Origin of the sequence: Achromobacter sp. MYb9 (assembly GCF_002975275.1) — a bacterium.
GTDB lineage: Bacteria > Pseudomonadota > Gammaproteobacteria > Burkholderiales > Burkholderiaceae_B > Achromobacter.
The window spans coordinates 40,600-60,665 of the sequence record NZ_PCOQ01000022.1; the positions used below are offsets into that span (position 1 = coordinate 40,600).

A 20,066-nucleotide genomic window follows, 5' to 3' on the forward strand; every position below is an offset into this window, starting at 1 on the left:
GCGGCCGGCATTTGCCTGGCCTCATGGAAAAGGCCCCGCCATGGCGGGGCCTTCGCATGCCCGGGCAGCGCCAGGCGGTGTCAGTAGCCCACCGTCAGGCCGGGCAGGTCGACCGTGATGCGCGGACGCTCCAGCGCCAGCGCCAGGTTCTCGGCGAATTCGCGGGCTTCCTTCTCGTCGGTGGACAGGGTGTCGTAACCCAAGGCGTCCGCCACGCCCAACACCTTGTCCAGCAGCAGCACCTTGCCGCTGGGGCGCAAGGGTTCGCAGCCCAGGGTTTCCCAGGCGCCGTCGAACCAGTCGCGCGCTTGCGCTTGGCGTTGCGGGGAGGTTTCCACCGTGGCCGTCAGGTCCAGCGAACGCCGGGGGTCGAAAACTATCGTGATGTCGCTGCGCATGGAAAATTCCTTGAATGGGCGTCAGGCGAGAAGGGTAGGCAAAAAACGCCGGCGGGAATGTCCGCCCGGCGACATTGCCTACCAGCCGCGCGACGCTTCCCAGGTGACCTCGACGCCGGCGGCCTTAGATTGCCGCATCATGTCCAGCAAAGGATAGGCGCGTTCCTTCAGGCCCACCACGCGGGCCATCGGCGAGCGGGGCGCCTTGTCCTCGTCCTCTTCCTCTTCGGGATGCTCGGCGTTTGCGATCGCGTTTTCGATACCACTGATGGCCGGTCCCAACTGCTCGACGGTGAATACGCCGCGTTCCGGAATCTTGTCTCCGATGGACTTGCCGGCCGCTTGCAAGATGCCTGTCGCGTGGTCGGACAGCATCAGGACCTCGGCCACGACCTTGGAGTGAAAGGTAATCAGCATGTTGCAGTCTCCTTCATTGAATGCGTTACATACACTACCGCAACGCCCGGGGGATGCCAACTGGGCACCCGGCGCCGTTCCGTGTACCGGGCGCCCCGCCCAGGGATGACGCGGCTATCAGTTTGATTTTATTGACAGTTCCGCCGCCCGGCTGAACGCTTGCCGGACGGTTTCCAGCCCCTTGGGCGCCGGTTCGGCCGCCAAATCAACTATCATTCAGGGGATTCCCGTGGCCTTGCCAGGCCGGACGCCGTCCGCCAGTTCTTCGCCTTGGCCGCTCACCCAGAACTTCTCCAGACGCCCATGCTCCCCGAGCAACAAAAACAGCTTATCTCCCTGATTCAGGCCGCCGTTGCGCAGAGCCTTCCCGACGCCCAGGCCAATGTGCTGCTGGAGCGCCCCAAGGTCGCCGCCCACGGCGACGTCGCCACCAACGTGGCCATGCAGTTGGCCAAGCCCGCCGGCCGCAACCCGCGTGAACTGGCCCAGGCCATCGTGGACGCGTTGCTGGCCGCGCCGGCCGCGCGCGACCTGGTCGAAAGCGCTGAGATCGCCGGCCCGGGTTTCATCAACCTGCGCGTCACCGCCGCCGCCCGCCAAGCCGTCATCGGCACCGTGGCCGAGCAGGGCGCAAGCTTTGGCCGCGCGCCCCGCAGCGGCGAGAAAATCCTGGTTGAATTCGTTTCCGCCAACCCGACCGGCCCGCTGCACGTGGGCCATGCCCGCCAGGCCGCCCTGGGCGACGCCCTGTGCCGCCTGTACGACGCCAGCGGCTGGGACGTGACCCGCGAGTTCTATTACAACGACGCCGGCAACCAGATCGAAAACCTGGCCATCAGCGTGCAGGCCCGCGCCCGTGGCCTGACGACCGACTCCCCCGAATGGCCGGCCGACGGCTACAAGGGCGACTACATCGTCGACATCGCGCGCGACTTCCAGGCCGGCAAGACCCTGCAGGCGTCGGACGGCCAGCCCGTTACCGCCACCGGCAACATCGACAGCCTGGACGACATCCGCGCCTTCGCCGTGGCCTACCTGCGCCGCGAACAAGACCTGGACTTGCAGGCGTTCGGCCTGAAGTTCGACAACTACTACCTGGAAAGCTCGCTGTACACGTCGGGCCGCGTCGAGGCCACCGTCAAGGCACTGGTCGCCGGCGGCCACACCTATGAAGAAGGCGGCGCGCTGTGGCTGCGCACCACCGAACTTGGCACGGGCGACGACAAAGACCGCGTCATGAGAAAGAGCGAAGGCGGCTACACCTACTTCGTGCCGGACGTGGCTTACCACAAGGCCAAATGGGAACGCGGCTTCCACCGCGCCGTGAACATCCAGGGCAGCGACCACCACGGCACCGTGGCCCGCGTGCGCGCCGGCCTGCAAGCGCTGGAAGAGGGCATCCCGAAGGACTACCCGTCCTACGTGCTGCACAAGATGGTCAAGGTGATGCGCGGCGGCGAAGAGGTCAAGATCTCCAAGCGTGCCGGCAGCTACGTGACCATGCGCGACCTGATCGACTGGGTGGGCCGCGACGCGGTGCGCTACTTTCTGATCCAGCGCCGCGCCGACACCGAATTCGTATTCGACGTGGACCTGGCGCTGTCCAAGAGCGACGAGAACCCCGTCTATTACATCCAGTACGCCCACGCGCGCATCTGCACGATGATCAACAACGCCGGCATGCCGGCCGCCGACGTGGCCGCCGCCGATGCCTCCCTGCTGACCGCGCCGACCGAATTCGCGCTGATGCAGCGCCTGGCCGAATTCCCTCACGTGGTGGCCCTGGCCGCCCAGGACCTGTCGCCGCACCACATCGCTTTCTGGCTGCGCGACTGCGCCTCGGATTTCCACGCCTGGTACGCCGCCGAACGCGTGCTGATCGACGACGTGGCCCTTAAATTGGCCCGCCTGCGCCTGGCCGCCACGACGCGCCAGGTGCTGGCCAACGGCCTGGAGCTGCTGGGCGTTTCCGCCCCCGAGCGGATGTAACATCGGTACATGGCAACCAAGCGCAAAACTACCCGCCGTTCCTCTGGCGAAAGCGGCAGCACCCTCTACGGGGCGCTCGCCGGCCTGCTCATCGGCCTGATCGTGGCCGCCGTCGTGGCGTTCTACGTCACCAAGGCGCCGGTGCCCTTCGTGGACCGCGCCAGCCGCCAAGGCGACACGGGCAAGCTGCCCGATCCCCGCCAGGCGCCGGACCCCAACGCCGGCCTGTACGGCCGCGACGGCGCGGCGGGTGCGCCGCCCACCGGCCCGACCGCCACCGCGCCGGTGCCGCTGCCTGGCGCGGGCGCCGGCACGGCTGGTACGGCCAAGCCGGACGAAACGCCGTCCAAGCTGGACGACCTGGGCGCGCTGATCGCCACGCTGCCGTCAACCGCCAAACCGCAGGCATCGTCTTCCGCCCCCGCGCAGGTGGCCGTGGCGCCCACGCAGGCGCCCACGCCGATTTCAAAAGCCGCACCGGCCCCGTCCCCCAAAGCCGCCACCGCCACCGCGTCGGCGGCAACGGGCACGTACTACCTGCAAGCCGGCGCTTTCCGCGGCGAAAACGATGCGGAATCGCTGAAGGCCCGCATCATCCTGCTGGGGTTGCCGGTGGCCGTGCAGAAAGCTGAAGTGAACGGCAAGGCGATCAACCGGGTGCGTGTTGGCCCGTTCGCGCGGCTGGACGACATGAACCGCGCCCGCGGCAGGCTGGGCGAGAACAAGATTGAAACCGCCGTGGTGCGCCAATAAGGCGCGGCCGCCGCCCGCTTTGCACACTTGGTATTGAACTTATCCGGCCCCGGGCCTGTCTGTCACTTTTTACCCAGGAACCTCTCATCCATGTTGTCCACCAAGATTATCCGCATCATGGCCGCGGCCGCGCTGACCGCCACGGCGTTCTTCAGCCAGGCAAGCCACGCTCAAGGCACGCCGGCCTATGTGTCGATCAACCCGCCGCTGCCGTCGGACACCCCGGGCAAAGTGGAAGTGCTGGAGTTCTTTGCCTACACCTGCCCGCATTGCGCCGCCATGGAACCCATGGTTGAAGACTGGGTCAAGACCGCGCCGTCGGACGTCGTGCTCAAGCAAGTGCCGATCGCCTTCAACGCCGGCATGAAGCCGCTGCAGCAGGTGTACTACACGTTCCTGGCCCTGGACCGCCCGGACCTGCACGCCAAGTTCTTCACCGCCATCCACGGCGAGCACAAGCGCCTGTTCGACAAGAAGGCCATGGGCGAGTGGGTCGCATCCCAAGGCGTGGACCGCGCCAAGTTCGACTCGATCTTCGATTCGTTCAGCGTGCAAACCCAGGTGCAGCGCGCCAACCAGCTGGCCGAGGCCTACCGCATCGACGGCACGCCCTCGTTCGCCGTGGGCGGCAAGTTCATGACCTCGCCGGTCATGGCGGGCAACAGCTACGAAGGCGCCCTGAAGGAAGTCAACCAACTGATCCCGATGGCGCGCAACAAGTAATCCGCGCCCGCGATTCACGGCAAAGCGCCCCGGCCATCAGGCCGGGGCGCTTTCTTTTTGGAGAAGATGTTTCAGCAGCGCCCGGCCCTTGAACGCCGGCGCTACACTTTCGCCACAAAAATTCGCCGCAACGACGGCATCAAACGGGTGGAAGACAAATGAGACAGCAATCCCTGCGCAACCGCGCGGCATTGGGCGTTGGCCTGTGCCTGGCGTTCGGCGCGCTTGCCGCGCACGCCAGCACGGCCGACGGCGTGAAGATCGGCGTTCTGACGGACATGGCGGGCGTTACCGCTGACGCCACGGGCAAGGGGTCGGTGGAAGCCGCCCGCCTGGCCATCGAGGAAATGGGAGGCGCGGTGCTGGGCAAGCCCATTTCACTGGTGTCGGGCGACCACCAGCATCGCCCCGACATCGGCAGCGGCATGGTCCGCAAGTGGTACGACACCGACGGCGTGGACGTCGTGGTGGACGTGCCCAATTCGTCCGTCGCGCTGGCCGTGCAGGGCATTGCGCGCGAAAAGAAGAAGCTGGTGCTGTTCTCCAGCCCCGGCACCACCGCGCTGTCGCAGGCGCAATGCTCGCCCTATGGCGTGCAATGGACCTACACCACCTATGCGCTGTCGCGCGGCACCGCCACTGCGGTCGTCAACGAAGGCAACAAGCGCTGGTTCATCCTGGCGTCCGACTACGCGTTCGGCAAACAGTTGGCCGCGGACACCGAAAGCGTCGTCAAAGCCAATGGCGGCGAAGTGGTGGGCACCGTGTTCCACCCGCTGAACGCCTCCGACTTCGCGTCCTTCCTGCTCCAGGCGCAGGGCACCAAGGCGCAGATCATCGCCATCGCGAACGCCGGCGGCGACACCATTTCCGCCATCAAGCAAGCCGCGGAATTCGGCATCGGCGGCGCGCAGCAGCTGGCCGCCATGCTGCTGCTGATCACCGACGTGCACAGCCTGGGCCTGCAGGCGGCGCAGAAGACCTATCTGACCGTGCCCGCGTATTGGGACATGAACGACGGCACGCGCGCCTTCACCAAGAAATTCGAAGCGCGCGTCGGCCGCCCGCCCACTTTCCTGCAAGCGGGCGTCTACAGTTCGGTGCGCCACTACCTGCAGGCGGTGAAGGCCGCTGGCACGGCGGATTCGGACGCCGTGATGGCGAAGATGAAGGCGCTGCCCATCGACGACCCGTTCAGCCTGAATGCGCGCATCCGCGAAGACGGCCTGGTGGTGCGCGACATGATGCTGGCGCAGGTGAAGACGCCCGCGCAGTCCAAAGCGCCCTGGGACTACTACAACATCGTGCGCACGATCCCCGGCGATACGCTGGCCTGGCCGCTATCGGAAAGCCAATGCCCGCTGGTCAAGAAATGAACCCGGCCGGCGCGACGTCGGCCCCGGCGCCGGTTGCGCTGGCGGATTTCGGCAGCTTCTACGCGGGCGGCAAGCCCGTGCGCGTGGCCGGCCTGCCGCAGCGCGACATCGCTTTCACGCAAAGCGCGTCGCTGGCGTACGACCCCAATGGCCTGTACCACTTCGAGCAGGCCTACGTGCAGTATTTCATCCCGGCCCGGTTGTCCCATCCGCTGCCGGTGGTGCTGCTGCACGGCGGCGGCATGACGGGCGCCATGTGGGAACAGACGCCGGATGGCCGGCCGGGGTGGATGCAGCATTTCCTGCGCCAGGGCCACGCGGTGTATGTGGTGGACAACGTCGAACGCGGCCGCGCCGGCTGGGCACCGTTCCAGCAGGTCTGGCCCGAGCCGCCCATCATCCGCAATGCGGAGGAAAGCTGGTCGCTGTTCCGCTTCGGGCGCGCCGAAGATTTCGAGGCGCGGCGCGCATTCGACGGGCAGCGCTTTCCCGTCGGCGCGTTCGACGACTTCATCCGCCACGCGGTACCGCGCTGGCTGGGCAACAACGACGCGGCCTTGCGCGGATTCTGCGCCGTGCTGGACCGCGTGGGCCCCTGCCTGGTGCTGGCGCACAGCCATGGCGGCGAAGTGGCCTACCGGGCCCTGCATGCGCGGCCGGACCTGGTGCGCGGCGTGATCGGCATCGAACCGTCGGGTTTCTCCAGCGACGTCGTGGCCGCCGCGGTGGCGGAAAAGCCCTTCCTGTTCGTCTATGGCGACTATCTGGACGCCACGCCGCTGTGGCAGCGCCTGTGCGCCGCCGGCCAGGATTATGCGGAGGCGCTGGCGCGGCATGGCGCACGGGTGGACGTGTGGCGGCTGGCGGACCAGGGCGTTGCAGGCAACTCCCACATGCCGATGATGGACGACAACAGCGACGACATCGCCGGACGCATCGGCGCCTGGATCCGCAGCGCGGCGGTGTGAAGGCGCAGGGCGCGGCGCGCCGATGGCGCCATGCCCTGCCGGCTGCGCGGGCTGCGGCGTTACTCGCGTACCGCCGCGGCCTTTTCCAACGCCTGGGTCAGGTCGGCGATGATGTCTTCCGGCGATTCCAGGCCGATGTGCAGACGGACGACCGCGTTGTCGCCATCGCCCCAATAGCGGTGTTTGGACAGATCATTGGGCGACACAAGCTGCACCAGGCTTTCGTAGCCGCCCCAGGAAAAGCCGATGCCGAAGAGCGTCAACGCATCCACGAAGGCGCGCGCGGCCGCGGGCGACAGGCGCAGTTCCACGGACAGCATGCCGTTGGATCCCGTGCAGTCGCGCTGCCACAACGCATGCCCCGGGTCCGCTGGCCAGGCCGGGTGGAACAGGCGCACGGTTTCGGGGCGGTTCTTGAAAAATTCGCACACCTGCAACGCATGACGCGCGTGCTGGGCCATGCGGATGGGCATGGTGCGCACGCCGCGCAGCGCCAGCCAGGCGTCATCGGCGCTGATGGAATAGCCCATCGCGTACTGCGTGCGGTTCAGCTTCCTGGCGATGGCTTCATCGTTGGTGACCACGGCCCCCAGCATCAGGTCGGAGTGGCCCCCCACGTACTTGGTGCCCGCGATCACCGACACCTGCGCGCCCAGCGTCAGCGGACGGTAGATGTAGCCCGACCCCCAGGTGTTATCGGTGGCCAGCACCAGCCCGTGATCCTTCGCGAACGCGGCCATCGCGCCCATGTCCAGCATTTCGAACAGCAGCGAACCGGGCGACTCCACATACAGCAGCTTCGTGTTCGGCTGCACCAGCGCGTCCAGGTCGTCGCCGGCCGCGAAATACGTGATGTCGATATTCATGCGCTTGAGCACGGCATCGTCCAATTCGCGCATCGGGCCATACACGCAGTCGGAGATCAGCGCGTGGTCGCCCGCCGAGCACAACGCCATCATGACCATCGTCATCGCCGACAGCCCCGACGACGCCAGATAGCAATGCGTGCCGCCTTCCAGCTGGGTGAACACTTCTTCCAGCGCGGCATGCGTGTCCATGCCCATGCGGCCATAGGTGGTGGCGCGGCCGCCGGCCGCTTTGGTGCGTTGCGCCAGTTCCAGCGCGGCCAGGTTTTCGAAGCGGACCGTGCTGGCGCGCATGGGCGGCAGCGGCACCGGCGCCGTGCCGGTTTCGGGGTGGAACGGGGCGGTGCCCGCGTGCTGCAAAACCGTATCGATGTGTTTGGTGGTCATCTTCAAGGGACTGCTTAAGAATGAACAGGGCCGGAATGAACAGGCTGGATCAAGGGCGGACAGGGTGAACCATATCAGGCGCGCGGCCCGCTGTCCCTATGCCGTGACCCACGCCACGGTGTCCGACAGGCCGGCACGGTGGGTGCGGTAGCTGTTGGCGGGATGCGTGACGTCGGCGTAGCCGAAGGAAATGCCGCAGACGACGCGACGGCCCGGGTCGATGCCCAGCACGTCGCGCAACACCTCGGGGTACATCGCCAGCGAGGCCTGCGCCACGGTCGCGACGCCGTTGGCCTGGGCCGCCAGCAGGAAATTCGCCACGTAGCCGCCGCAGTCCATCGCGCCGTATTCACCCAGCGCCTCGTCGGTGGTGATGATGGCCACGTGCGGCGCGTCGAACAATTGGAAGTTGCGCATTTCCTGGCGGCGGTAGGCCTCGCGGTCGCCGCGTTCCACGCCCACCGCGCCATACAGCTGGAAGCCCGATTCGCGGCGACGCGCCAGATACTCGCCGCGATACTCGCGGGGGAAGGGAAAGTCGGGCGTGAAGCCGGGGGTGACCGCCGCTTGTTCCGCCCGCGCTTGCAGCGCCGCGCGCAGACGTTCGGTGCCCGCGCCTTCGGTGATCGCCACTTGCCAGGGCTGGCAGTTGCACCAGGACGCCGTGCGCTGCGCCAGGGTCAGGATGCGTTCGATCGTGGGGCGGGGCACCGGCGCGGGCAGAAAAGCCCGGCAACTGTGCCGGACTCGCAGCCACGCTTCCAGCGCGGCGTCGGGACGGGCGTCATTGTCGTCGCGGGCTTGCGACTCCTGCGGGGCGTTAGCGGTCATGGGGCGTCTGTCTCCGGTTGTCGGCACGCAAGGCCGGTGGATTTTGCCCTTATGATGCCATTCTCCGGCTGACCGGAGCCTTCCCGTTCCAGGCGAGACCCATGCTGCCCTTCGATACCCTGATCGCGTTTTTCGGCATTGCCGTCCTGCTGGCCCTGACGCCCGGACCCGACAACCTGTTCGTGCTGATGCAGTCGGCCATCTGGGGACGCAAGGCGGGCATGCTGGTGGTGCTGGGGCTATGCACCGGCCTGCTGGGCCACACCGCCGCCGTCGCGTTCGGGCTGGCGGCGGTGTTCGCCGCGTCGCCCATGGCGTTCACGGTGCTGAAACTGGCGGGCGCCGCCTACCTGGCGTATCTGGCATGGCAGATCCTGCGTGCGCCGGTGGAATCGGAAGCCGGCAAACCGCCCGAAGCGCGCAAGCCCGGCGCGCTGTATCGCCGCGGCATCGTGATGAACCTGACCAACCCGAAGGTGCTGCTGTTCTTCTTCGCCTTCCTGCCGCAGTTCACCTCGCCGGCGCTGGGCCCGGTCGGCATCCAGACCTTGCAGCTGGGCGCCGTGTTCATGGTGTCGACCTTGCTGGTGTTCGGCGCCATCGCGTTCTTCTCGGGCGCGTTCGGCGAATTGCTGCAGCGTTCGGTGACGGCCAAGCGCTGGTTGAACCGCATCGCCGCCCTGGTCTTCGTGGGCCTGGCCGTGCGCCTGGCGACCGCGACGCGGTAAAAGGGGTCGCGGGGTCGCGGGGTTGCCCGCGCGTCGCGCAACCCGCCCCCGGTTTCCGATCAAACCGCCGTGAAGCGCACGATGCCGTCAGCGCCGGTGGCGCGCTTGAGCTTGCCTTCGAAATAAAGCGCGTGCAGGTGCGCCAGCGCCTCGCCCATGGCGAACGTCAGCTGGTGCAGGTCCAGCTTGCGCTTGAACAACACGGGCACGATGTCGGAAGTGGACTGCGGCTGCGCGGCACACGCCTCCAGCACTTCCGCCAGACGGTCACGGTGATGCTCGTGCTGCTGCGCGATGCGCTCGTGCAGGCCGGTGAAGGGACGACCATGCGAGGGCAGCACCAGGGTGTCGTCCGGCAGGCCGTCATAACCGTCCAGCGAACGCAGGTACAGGGGCAGCGGGTTGGCGTCGGGTTCGTAGTCGAACACGCTGACGTTGGTGGAGATGCGCGGCAGCACCATGTCGCCCGAAATCAGCACGTTCAGGCCGGGCGAGTGCAGGGACGCGTGCTCCGGCGCATGGCCATAGCCCACGATCACGCGCCAGTCGCGGCCGCCGATGCGGACCTGGTCGCCGTGCATGATGCGCGTGTAGCGCGAAGGCACGGCGGGCACAAGGTTGGGGAAGTAGTTGGCGCGCTGGCGGATCTGCGCTTGCGCCTCCGGGTCGGTCAGCCCGTGGCGGGCAAAGTGATCGACGGCCGACTGGCCGCCAGGGCCGGCGCCGGCCTCGTTTCTGCGCGAAGACCACAGCGACGCAACCATGAAGTCCGTCATCGTCATCCACAGCCGCGCGTCCCAGCGTTCGCACAACCAGTGGGCCAGGCCGATATGGTCGGGGTGCATGTGCGTGACCAGCACGCGCAACACGGGCAGCCCCTCCAGTTCATTCTTGAAGACGTCTTCCCACAGCGCCTTGACCTCGTCGCGCGAGATGCCACAGTCGACGATGGTCCAGCCGTCGCGGCCGTCGATGTTGTCGCGCAACAGCCAGAGGTTGATATGATCCAGCGCGAACGGCAGCGGCATCCGAATCCATTTGACCCCCTCCGCCACGATGTGCGCCCGGCCGGCTTCGGGCTGGAAGTCTGCCCAGGGATAGTTCAGTTTCTGTTCGTTGGGGTTCATTGCCTCTCGCTCCACGCTTGACGTTGACGTCAAGTCATCATAATTTACGTTTACGTAAACTGCCACACGCCGCATGCCCTCGTCAACCTGGACCATCTCTGAACTCTCCCGCGAGTTCGACGTCACGCCCCGCACGATCCGCTTCTACGAAGACCAGGGGATCGTCAGCCCGGCGCGCGAGGGACGCAACCGCATCTTCGGTCCGCGCGACCGCACGCGCCTGAAACTGGCGCTGCGAGGCAAGCGGCTGGGGCTGCAACTGTCTGAAATCCTGACCCTGATCGACATGTACGACGGCCCGGGCGACACCGAGGTGCAGCTGCGCCAATACCTCAGCGTACTGGAACAGCATCGCGCCACGCTGGAGCAACAGCGCCGCGACATCGAAGACACGCTGCAAGAGATCGCCCAGCAGGAACGCGAATGCCGCGCCCTGTTGGCGCAAAAGCCCTGAGGACGGGCACGTGGGCGCCTTGCAGACCCTCGCGCTGTTCATCCTGACCGCGTTGGCCGAGATCGTCGGCTGCTACCTTCCGTACCTGTGGCTGCGCAAAGGCCATTCCATCTGGCTGCTGGCGCCCGCCGCCGCCAGCCTGGCGCTGTTCGCCTGGCTGCTGACGTTGCACCCGACGGCATCCGGGCGGGTCTACGCGGCCTATGGCGGCGTCTACATCGGCATGGCGCTGCTGTGGCTATGGGCGGTGGATGGCGTGCGGCCCAGCGCCAGCGATTGGGTCGGCGTGGGCCTGTGCCTGGCCGGCATGCTGGTGATCATGTTCGGGCCCAGAAGCACCTAGGAGGGCCGACGATGGCGGCCGCCCCCGATACACGCCCCCGGTCATTCCGCCTTGATATTGCCTTCCTTGATGATGCGGGCGTTGTTCGTGAACTCGGCCTGCACCTGCTTGGCGAATGCGTCACCCGATGCCGTGCCCGGTTGCAGGTACGACTTGGCCAGCAGATCCTGGAAGTCGGCGCTGGCGATTGCTTTCGTCAACGCGGCCAGCAGCGGTTGCGACACGGTCGGTGGCAGGTTGGCGGGCGCGAACACGCCGAAATTGGAGTAGTACTGCGCCTGCGGCAGCTTCAGTTCGGCCATCGTGGGCACGTCCGGCCAGGCGGCCAGGCGTTGCGGCGCCATCACCGCCAGCGGCCGCAGCGCGCCATTGGCCACATGCGGCAGCACGACATCGCTGTTGACCACCAGCAGCTCGACCACGCCGCCCAGGCCATCGGTCAGCGCCTGGCTGTTGCCGCGGTAAGGCACGTGCAGCATCTTCGTGCCGGTCTGCGTGGTGACGGCGGCCATGCCGATGTGAGCGACGGTGCCCTGGCCCGGCGTGCCGTAGCGCACACCCTCGGGGTGCGCGCGGGCATACTCCACCAGACCGGCGAAGTCCTTCACCGGCAGCGCCTTGGTCGCCACGATGGCAACCGGCGCCACGGCCACGCTGGTCACCGGCGTCAGATCCTTCATCGGGTCGTAGTTGGTCTTGGCCAGATGCGGGAAGATCGTCAGCGGACTGGTCGAGGCCAGCAGCAACGTGGTGCCGTCCGGCTGCGCGCGGGCGACGAAGTCCGTGCCCACCGACGCGCCGGCGCCCGGCTTGTTTTCGACGATGACGGTGATACCGGTTTCCTTGCGCAGCACATCGCCCAGGCGGCGCCCGATCGCGTCGGCGCTGCCGCCCGCGGTGTAGGGCACGACCAGCGTAACGGGCTTGGCGGGCCAGCTTTGGGCCATCGCGCCGCTTGCCATGATTGCCAGGGCCGCCCCCGCGGCCTTGATCAGCACTGTCTTCTTTTTCATATTGTCCTGGTGATGTTGCGTAGCACTGCGTTGAGTCAAGCGTGAAGCGGGAAACCCATCAAGCGGGCGCGGCGGTCAGGCCGCCAGATAGCGTTGCGCCAGGCGAACCCAGTACGACGCGCCCGCCGGAATCAGGGCGTCATTGAAGTCATAGCTGGCGTTGTGCAGCATGCATGGGCCCAGGCCATGGCCGGCCATGCGGTGTTCGCCGTCGCCGTTGCCCAGGAACACATAGCAGCCCGGTTTTTCCTGCAGCAGGAAGGCGAAATCTTCCGAGGCCATGGCGGGTTCGATGGTCAGCGCGCGGTCTTCGCCGACCACGTCGCGCATGACGCCCATGCAGAACTCGGTCTCGGCCACGGTGTTGACCAGCGCCGGATAGCGGCGTTCGAAGAATACGTCGGCCTCGCAGCCGTGCGCGGCGGCGATGTTGCCGGCGATCTCGTTCATGCGGCGTTCGATCAGGTCCACCACGTCCGTGCTGTAGGCGCGCACCGACCCGCCCAGCCAGGCGCTGTTCGGAATCACGTTGATGACGCTGCCACCGGCCTGGACTTGCGTGATGGACAGCACCGCGGCGTCCAGCGGCCGCTTGCTGCGGGTCAGGATGGTCTGCAGCGACTGGCCGATGGCGAACAGCGCCGGCACGGGGTCGGCGCAATCCTGGGGTGCGGCGGCGTGGCCGCCCTTGCCCTTCACCGTGATCTTGAAACCGTTGGCCGCCGCCATCATCGGCCCCGCGCACACACCGAACGACCCGGCCGGCAGGCCCGGCCAGTTATGCATGCCGAACACCGCTTCGCACGGGAAGCGCGTGAACAGTCCGTCCTGGATCATGGCGCGCCCGCCCGCGCCGCCTTCCTCGGCGGGCTGGAAACACAGGTACACCGTGCCGTCGAAACCGCCCGCGCTTTGCAGGTGCCGCGCGGCGGCCAGCAGCATCGCGGTATGGCCGTCGTGGCCGCAGCCGTGCATCTTGCCGTCGTGGCGCGAACGGTGTTCGAACTGGTTCTCTTCCTGCATGGGCAGCGCGTCCATGTCGGCGCGCAGCATGATGGCCCGGTCGGACGCGCCGTGGCGAATCACGCCGATCACGCCGGTCTTGGCGATGCCGGTATGCGTTTCGATGCCCCAGCCGCGCAGCGTGTCCACCACCACCTTGGCGGTCCGGTGCTCTTCATAGCAAAGCTCGGGGTGCATGTGGATATCGCGCCGCAGCGCCACAATTTCGTCCAGATTCGATAGTTCGAGCACGGCAAACTCCATAGCGCCAAAGCGGGATTCAGGGATCGGCTGGAATGTTACTCACCGCCGCTTCCTGGGAAGGACGCATTTCCCTAGGGATAACCCGACTCCAATTTACGTTTACGTAAACGTAATATTTGCACTGCATCATTGCGCAGCAAGACGCGATCGGCGCATGATGAGCCTCCGGTGGCGGCATCGCGCCGATGGCAGGCAACCATAAGAATGTAAGTACCCACTATCACGGAGACATCGATGAATCTTCCCGGCCTGAACTTCGACCTGGGCGAAGACCTGGACATGCTGCGCGACGCGGTGCGCAATTTCGCGCAGGCCGAGATCGCGCCCCGCGCGGCGGAAGTCGATCGCAGCGACCAGTTCCCCATGGACCTCTGGCGCAAATTCGGCGAACTCGGCGTGCTGGGCATGACGGCCGACGAGGAATACGGCGGCGCCAACATGGGCTATCTGGCCCATATGGTGGTGATGGAAGAGATCTCGCGCGCCAGCGCCTCCGTGGGCTTGTCCTACGGCGCCCACTCCAACCTGTGCGTGAACCAGATCAACCGCAACGGCACGGCGGCCCAGAAGGCCAGGTACCTGCCCAAGCTGATTTCCGGCGAGCACGTGGGCGCCTTGGCCATGAGCGAGCCGGGCGCCGGTTCGGACGTGGTCAGCATGAAACTGCGCGCCGAGAAGAAAGGCGACCGCTACGTGCTGAACGGCACCAAGATGTGGATTACCAACGGCCCGGACGCCGACACGCTGGTCGTCTACGCCAAGACCGACCCTGAAGCGCACCAGCGCGGCATCACCGCGTTCCTGGTGGAAAAGGGCTTCAAAGGCTTTTCGGTGGCGCAGAAGCTGGACAAGCTGGGCATGCGCGGCAGCCACACGGGCGAACTCGTGTTCCAGGATTGCGAGATCCCCGAAGAAAACGTGCTGGGTCAGGTCAACGGCGGCGTGAAGGTACTGATGAGCGGCCTGGACTATGAACGCGCCGTGCTGTCCGGCGGCCCGCTGGGCATCATGCAGGCCGTGATGGACGTCGTCGTCCCCTATATCCACGACCGCAAGCAGTTCGGCCAGGCCATCGGCGAATTCCAGCTAATCCAGGGCAAGGTTGCCGACCTGTACACCACGCTGCAGGCCAGCCGCGCCTTTTGCTACCAGGTGGGCAAGAACCTGGACAAGCTGGGCGCCGAACACGTGCGCCAGGTTCGCAAGGACTGCGCCGCGCTGATCCTGTACACGGCCGAGAAAGCCACGTGGATGGCGGGCGAGGGCGTGCAGATCCTGGGCGGCAACGGCTATATCAACGAGTACCCGGTGGGCCGCCTGTGGCGCGACGCCAAGCTGTATGAAATCGGCGCCGGCACCAGCGAAATCCGCCGCATGCTTATCGGCCGCGAACTGTTCAACGAGACCGCCTGACCCCCAGGACGCCGCCGCCATGATCCGCATGTCCGATGTCCAGCATATCGAGCAGGCCCCCGCCCCGGGGCCGTCGCCGCTGGATGTCGCGCGGCTGATCCTGGCCGGGTTCGACCGTCACTACGCGTTGTTCCGCTACAGCGCGCAGCGCGCCAAGGCGCTGTTCGAATCGGGCGATTGGCACGGCATCCAACATCTGTCCCGCGAACGCATCGAGTACTACGACATGCGGGTGCGCGAATGCGCCACGCAGCTGGAAGGTGTGCTGCGCGGCCGCCCGGAGGGCGCGTTGGGTGTCGCGGCCGCCAATGGCGGCGGGGCCAATGGCGCAAATGGCGCCACCGGCACCGAGGCGCCGGCGCTGACCGACGCCCAGACCGCCTACTGGCAACAGATCAAGCAGGAATTCGTGGGGCTGCTGGGCGACCACCGTCAGCCGGAATGCGCCGAGACCTTTTTCAATTCGGTGTCGTGCCGGCTGCTGCACCGCGACTATTTCCATAACGACTTCCTGTTCGTGCGTCCGGCCGTCGCGACCGACTACCTGGACAGCAGCACGCCGTCGTACCGGGTGTACTACCCGGCAACCGATGGGCTGGAGAAAAGCCTGATCCGCATGGTGGCGGACTTCGGCCTGGCGCTGCCCTTCGAAGACCTTCCGCGCGACACCCGCATGCTGGCGCGCGCCGCGGTGACGCAGCTGCGCCAACTGTTGCCGCGCCACGTCGGACGGCGCATCGCCAGCGATTGCCAGGTCCATGCGCTGGGCTCGCTGTTCTTTCGCAACAAGGGCGCCTATATCGTCGGCCGCCTGATCAACCAGACCACCGTCTACCCCTTTGCCGTGGCGCTGACGCGCAACCCGGCGGGGCAGGTGACGCTGGACGCGCTGCTGCTGGGCGCGGACGACCTGAGCACGCTGTTCAGCTTCACGCGCGCGTATTTCCTGGTGGACATGGAAGCGCCGGCCGCCGTGGTGAACTTCCTGGCGACGCTGCTGCCGCGCAAGCCCAAGGCCGAGCTTTACACCATGATCGGTCTGCAGAAGCAGGGCAAGACGCTGTTCTATCGCGACTTCCTGCATCACCTGGCCCACTCTCGCGACGCCTTCGACATCGCGCCCGGCATCAAGGGCATGGTGATGTGCGTGTTCACGCTACCGTCCTACCCCTACGTGTTCAAGCTGATCAAGGACCGCATCGACAAAGACGGCATGGACCACGCCACCGTGCGCCGCAAATACCAGATGGTGAAGCTGCACGATCGCGTAGGCCGCATGGCCGATACCTGGGAATATTCGCAGGTGGCGCTGCCGCGCAGCCGTTTCGCGCCTGCGTTGCTGGAAGAACTGCGCCGCCTGGTGCCCAGCCTGATCGAGGAAAGCGGGGACACGGTCGTCATCCGCCATGTCTACATCGAACGGCGGATGACACCGCTGAACATCTATCTGCGCCAGGCGTCCGACGCGCTGCTGGAGCCCGCCGTGCGCGAGTACGGCGACGCGATCCGGCAACTGGCGGCCGCCAATATCTTCCCCGGCGACATGCTTTACAAGAACTTCGGCGTCACGCGGCTGGGCCGGGTCGTCTTTTATGACTACGACGAAATCCAGCGCATGACCGAAATGAACTTCCGGCGTATTCCGCCGGCCCCCAACGAAGAAGCGGAAATGGCCTCCGAACCCTGGTACGCCATTGGACCGAACGACGTATTCCCAGAAGAATTCGGCCGCTTCCTGCTAGGCGATCCGCGCGTGCGCGGCGCCTTCATGCGCCACCACGCCGACCTGCTGGAACCGGATTGGTGGCAAGCCTGCCGTGCCCAGGTGGCGCAGGGCAGGATTGAAGAATTTTTCCCTTACGATACGGACAGACGCCTGCGATCGGCACGCCCTTCAAGCGACCGCGCCGTGCCGATACCCAGACGCTGACCCGACCCTCACAGGAGCTAGCCATGTCAGATCCCATTGTTATCGTTTCCATCGCCCGCACGCCCATGGGCGGCATGCTGGGCAGCCTGTCCGGCCTGGCCGCGCACGAGCTGGGCGCGGTGGCCATCAAGGCCGCCATCGAACGCGCCGGCATCAAGCCCGAGCAAGTCGATGAAGTCATCATGGGCAACGTGCTGCAAGCCGGCCAGGGCCAGGCGCCCGCGCGCCAGGCAGCGCTGGGCGCTGGCCTGCCGCTGGGCGTGGCTTGCACCACGGTCCACAAGGTGTGCGGTTCGGGCCTGAAGGCCGCCATGTTCGGCCACGACCTGCTGGCGGCCGGCAGCGCCGAAGTCGTCGTCGCGGGCGGCCAGGAAAGCATGAGCAACGCGCCGTACCTGCTGCTGAAAGCCCGCCAGGGCTATCGCTTCGGCCACAACACCGTGTATGACCACATGGCGCTGGACGGCCTGGAAGATGCCTACGACAAGGGCAAGGCCATGGGCGTGTTCGCCGAAGACTGCGCCGCCAAATATGAATTCACGCGTGAACAGCAGGACGCGTTCTCGCTGGAATCGCTGCGCCGCGCGCGCGCCGCTTCGGAAGACGGCAGCTTCAAGTGGGAAATCGCCCCCGTGACCGTTGCCGGCCGCAAGGGCGACACGGTGATCGATACCGACGAAGCCCCCACCAAGGCCATGCCGGAAAAGATCCCCACGCTCAAGCCCGCGTTCAAGAAAGACGGCACCATCACCGCCGCCAACTCGTCGTCGATTTCCGACGGCGCCGCCGCGATGGTGCTGATGCGCGCGTCCACCGCCGAAAAACTCGGCGTCAAGCCGCTGGCCCGTATCGTCGGCCACAGCCAGCATTCGCAAGAACCGGGCTGGTTCACCACCGCCCCCGTCGGCGCGCTGAAGAACCTGTTCGCCAAGACCGGCTGGAAAGCCGAGGACGTCGACCTGTACGAAATCAATGAAGCCTTCGCGGTGGTCACCATGGCCGCCATGAACGACTTCAAGCTGCCGCACGACAAGGTCAACGTCCATGGCGGCGCCACCGCCCTGGGCCATCCGATCGGTGCGTCGGGCGCCCGCCTGATGGCCACGCTGGTCGGCGCGCTGCGCAAGACCGGCGGCAAGCGCGGCGTTGCCACGCTGTGCATCGGCGGCGGTGAAGCCGTGGCGATGGCGATCGAGATGGTCTAAGAAAACGCTTGGGGGACGGACGGACGTCCGTCTTCCAAGCGGGTTTTCGCTGCGCCTTTCCTGCATGGCTTCCGGACGCGACGGGTCCGTCGCGGGCCGTGTCGCGAAAGGCGCAACGAAAACCCAGATCGACAAGAATGCCCGGCCCACCGGGCAGCGAGACAAACCGCTCCACGAGCGCCTTCAAATTCCAATCAAGCAGGACGGGTGGAACCCCATGCCCATCATCGAATCCCGCATCAATCCGCGGTCGCAGGACTACACCGACAATGCGCGCGCCATGCAGGCGCAGCTGGATGACCTGAATCAGAAACTGGCGCAGACGGCGCTGGGCGGCAGTGAAGCCGCGCGCGCCAAGCACGTGGCGCGCGGCAAGCTGCTGCCACGCGACCGCGTCGAGAACCTGATCGATCCGGGCAGCCCGTTCCTGGAACTGTCGCCGATGGCGGCGCACGGCATGTACGACGGCGACGCGCCGGGCGCAGGCGTCATCACCGGCATCGGCCGCGTGTCGGGCACCGAATGCGTCATCGTCTGCAACGACGCCACGGTCAAGGGCGGCACGTACTACCCGATGACGGTCAAGAAGCATCTGCGCGCGCAAGAGATCGCGGCGCAGAACCATCTGCCCTGCGTCTACCTGGTGGATTCGGGCGGCGCCAACCTGCCGCAGCAAGACGAAGTGTTCCCCGACCGCGAACACTTCGGCCGCATCTTCTACAACCAGGCGCAGATGTCCGCGCAGGGCATTTCGCAGATCGCCGTGGTGATGGGGTCTTGCACCGCCGGCGGCGCCTACGTGCCCGCCATGAGCGACGAATCCATCATTGTGAAGAACCAGGGCACCATCTTCCTGGGCGGCCCACCGCTGGTGAAGGCCGCCACCGGCGAAGAAGTCAGCGCCGAAGACCTGGGCGGTGGCGACGTGCACACGCGCCTGTCCGGCGTGGTGGACCACCTGGCCGCCAACGACATGCACGCGCTGCAACTGGCGCGCAACGCCGTGGCCAGGCTGAACCGCAAGAAACCCGCGCCGCTGGCCACGATCCCCGTGCGCGAGCCGCGCTTCGACCCGAGCGAACTGAACGGCATCATTCCCGCCGACACGCGCAAGCCCTACGACGTGCGCGAAGTCATCGCACGCATCGTGGACGGTTCCGAATTCGACGAATTCAAGGCGCGCTTCGGCCCCACGCTGGTGACGGGTTTTGCCCATATCCAGGGCATGCCCGTCGGCATCGTCGCCAACAACGGCATCCTGTTTTCCGAGTCCGCGCAGAAAGGCGCGCACTTCATCGAGCTGTGCGCGCAGCGCAAGATCCCGCTGGTGTTCCTGCAGAACATCACCGGTTTCATGGTGGGCCGCAAGTACGAAAACGAAGGCATTGCGCGCCACGGCGCCAAGATGGTGACGGCCGTGGCCACCGCCGCCGTGCCGAAGTTCACCGTGCTGATCGGCGGCTCGTTCGGCGCCGGCAACTACGGCATGTGCGGCCGCGCGTATTCGCCGCGCATGCTGTTCATGTGGCCCAACGCCCGCATCTCGGTGATGGGCGGCGAACAGGCCGCAAGCGTGCTGGCCACGGTCAAGCGCGACGGCATCGAAGCGCGCGGCGGCCAGTGGTCGGCTGACGAAGAGGCCGCTTTCAAGGCGCCCATCCGCGAACAGTACGAACACGAGGGTCACCCGTACTACGCCACCGCGCGTCTGTGGGACGACGGCATCATCGCGCCGGCGGATACCCGCCGCGTGCTGGGCCTGGCGTTGTCGGCTGCGCTGAACGCGCCGATCGAAGACACGAAGTTCGGCGTGTTCCGGATGTAGGGCGCCCGCCCTCCCGCTTGCAGCACCGCAGTTCAAGAAGAATTACAGCCAGGA

At 66.5% G+C, this 20,066-nt stretch carries 19 protein-coding genes; 12 read left to right on the top strand and 7 right to left on the bottom strand.

Translation table 11 applies throughout. The annotated features are described in order from the left end of the window. Positions 1 to 80: 80 nt before the first annotated feature. Both CQ050_RS24330 and CQ050_RS24335 read right to left on the bottom strand, forming a co-directional pair. Positions 81 to 398 (bottom strand): hypothetical protein, encoded by a 318-nt coding sequence (locus tag CQ050_RS24330; protein ID WP_054420998.1) that lies wholly within the window; start codon positions 396 to 398, stop codon positions 81 to 83. Between the two features lie 78 nt (positions 399 to 476). Beyond that, positions 477 to 815, bottom strand: a complete 339-nt coding sequence (locus tag CQ050_RS24335) for a DUF1840 domain-containing protein (protein ID WP_105559381.1) — start codon at positions 813 to 815, stop codon at positions 477 to 479. Between the two features lie 303 nt (positions 816 to 1,118). On the opposite strand from CQ050_RS24335, the gene argS reads away from it, so the two are divergent. From argS to CQ050_RS24360, 5 genes are all read left to right on the top strand, one after another. Then, a complete protein-coding gene (argS, locus tag CQ050_RS24340) occupies positions 1,119 to 2,804 on the top strand; it encodes an arginine--tRNA ligase (RefSeq protein WP_105559382.1) in 1,686 nt (561 codons plus the stop codon). Between the two features lie 9 nt (positions 2,805 to 2,813). After that, a complete protein-coding gene (locus CQ050_RS24345) occupies positions 2,814 to 3,557 on the top strand; it encodes an SPOR domain-containing protein (protein WP_105559383.1) in 744 nt (247 codons plus the stop codon). Positions 3,558 to 3,647: 90 nt separating this feature from the next. Next, entirely contained in the window at positions 3,648 to 4,280 is a 633-nt protein-coding gene (locus tag CQ050_RS24350; protein WP_105559384.1) for a thiol:disulfide interchange protein DsbA/DsbL, read from the top strand. A 158-nt stretch (positions 4,281 to 4,438) separates the two neighbouring features. Further along, positions 4,439 to 5,656 carry an ABC transporter substrate-binding protein gene (locus CQ050_RS24355; protein ID WP_105559385.1) on the top strand — a complete coding sequence of 406 codons (1,218 nt, stop codon included), beginning with the start codon at positions 4,439 to 4,441 and terminating at the stop codon, positions 5,654 to 5,656. After that, on the top strand, positions 5,635 to 6,624 hold the full coding sequence (locus CQ050_RS24360) for an alpha/beta fold hydrolase (RefSeq protein WP_105559386.1): 990 nt from the start codon (positions 5,635 to 5,637) through the stop codon (positions 6,622 to 6,624). The genes CQ050_RS24355 and CQ050_RS24360 overlap by 22 nt, the downstream gene beginning before the upstream one ends. 59 nt (positions 6,625 to 6,683) lie before the next feature. Here the strand turns inward: CQ050_RS24360 and metC are convergent, their stop codons facing one another. Together metC and CQ050_RS24370 are read right to left on the bottom strand one after the other, a co-directional pair. Continuing rightward, the gene (gene metC / locus CQ050_RS24365; RefSeq protein ID WP_105559387.1) at positions 6,684 to 7,877 is read right to left on the bottom strand and encodes a cystathionine beta-lyase; all 1,194 of its coding nucleotides are present in this window, start codon (positions 7,875 to 7,877) and stop codon (positions 6,684 to 6,686) included. A 96-nt stretch (positions 7,878 to 7,973) separates the two neighbouring features. Next, positions 7,974 to 8,708, bottom strand: coding sequence for a nitroreductase (locus CQ050_RS24370; RefSeq protein WP_105559388.1), 735 nt, complete (start codon positions 8,706 to 8,708; stop codon positions 7,974 to 7,976). Positions 8,709 to 8,809: 101 nt separating this feature from the next. On the opposite strand from CQ050_RS24370, the gene CQ050_RS24375 reads away from it, so the two are divergent. Continuing rightward, the gene (locus CQ050_RS24375) at positions 8,810 to 9,436 is read left to right on the top strand and encodes a LysE family translocator (protein WP_105559389.1); all 627 of its coding nucleotides are present in this window, start codon (positions 8,810 to 8,812) and stop codon (positions 9,434 to 9,436) included. A 59-nt stretch (positions 9,437 to 9,495) separates the two neighbouring features. Here CQ050_RS24375 and CQ050_RS24380 read toward each other — a convergent pair whose 3' ends face one another. Next, the gene (locus tag CQ050_RS24380) at positions 9,496 to 10,563 is read right to left on the bottom strand and encodes an MBL fold metallo-hydrolase (protein ID WP_105559390.1); all 1,068 of its coding nucleotides are present in this window, start codon (positions 10,561 to 10,563) and stop codon (positions 9,496 to 9,498) included. Between the two features lie 73 nt (positions 10,564 to 10,636). Between CQ050_RS24380 and CQ050_RS24385 the strand changes: the two genes are divergently transcribed. Beyond that, on the top strand, positions 10,637 to 11,017 hold the full coding sequence (locus CQ050_RS24385; RefSeq protein ID WP_006226120.1) for a MerR family DNA-binding transcriptional regulator: 381 nt from the start codon (positions 10,637 to 10,639) through the stop codon (positions 11,015 to 11,017). 10 nt (positions 11,018 to 11,027) lie between these two features. Then, positions 11,028 to 11,360 (top strand): YnfA family protein, encoded by a 333-nt coding sequence (locus tag CQ050_RS24390; protein WP_199196919.1) that lies wholly within the window; start codon positions 11,028 to 11,030, stop codon positions 11,358 to 11,360. A 41-nt stretch (positions 11,361 to 11,401) separates the two neighbouring features. On the opposite strand, the gene CQ050_RS24395 is transcribed toward CQ050_RS24390, so the two are convergent. Together CQ050_RS24395 and CQ050_RS24400 are read right to left on the bottom strand one after the other, a co-directional pair. Next, the gene (locus tag CQ050_RS24395) at positions 11,402 to 12,373 is read right to left on the bottom strand and encodes a tripartite tricarboxylate transporter substrate binding protein (RefSeq protein ID WP_105559391.1); all 972 of its coding nucleotides are present in this window, start codon (positions 12,371 to 12,373) and stop codon (positions 11,402 to 11,404) included. A 75-nt stretch (positions 12,374 to 12,448) separates the two neighbouring features. Continuing rightward, on the bottom strand, positions 12,449 to 13,627 hold the full coding sequence (locus CQ050_RS24400; protein WP_105559436.1) for a M20 aminoacylase family protein: 1,179 nt from the start codon (positions 13,625 to 13,627) through the stop codon (positions 12,449 to 12,451). A gap of 246 nt (positions 13,628 to 13,873) precedes the next feature. On the opposite strand from CQ050_RS24400, the gene CQ050_RS24405 reads away from it, so the two are divergent. The 4 genes from CQ050_RS24405 (at position 13,874) to CQ050_RS24420 (ending at position 20,012) form a co-directional block, all read left to right on the top strand. Continuing rightward, on the top strand, positions 13,874 to 15,052 hold the full coding sequence (locus CQ050_RS24405; protein ID WP_105559392.1) for an isovaleryl-CoA dehydrogenase: 1,179 nt from the start codon (positions 13,874 to 13,876) through the stop codon (positions 15,050 to 15,052). Between the two features lie 19 nt (positions 15,053 to 15,071). Continuing rightward, positions 15,072 to 16,982, top strand: a complete 1,911-nt coding sequence (gene aceK, locus CQ050_RS24410) for a bifunctional isocitrate dehydrogenase kinase/phosphatase (RefSeq protein WP_105559393.1) — start codon at positions 15,072 to 15,074, stop codon at positions 16,980 to 16,982. Positions 16,983 to 17,005: 23 nt separating this feature from the next. Then, positions 17,006 to 18,187: an acetyl-CoA C-acetyltransferase gene (locus tag CQ050_RS24415; RefSeq protein WP_105559394.1), complete on the top strand. Its 1,182-nt coding sequence runs from the start codon at positions 17,006 to 17,008 to the stop codon at positions 18,185 to 18,187. A gap of 217 nt (positions 18,188 to 18,404) precedes the next feature. Further along, positions 18,405 to 20,012, top strand: a complete 1,608-nt coding sequence (locus CQ050_RS24420) for a carboxyl transferase domain-containing protein (protein WP_105559395.1) — start codon at positions 18,405 to 18,407, stop codon at positions 20,010 to 20,012. Positions 20,013 to 20,066 lie beyond the last annotated feature (54 nt).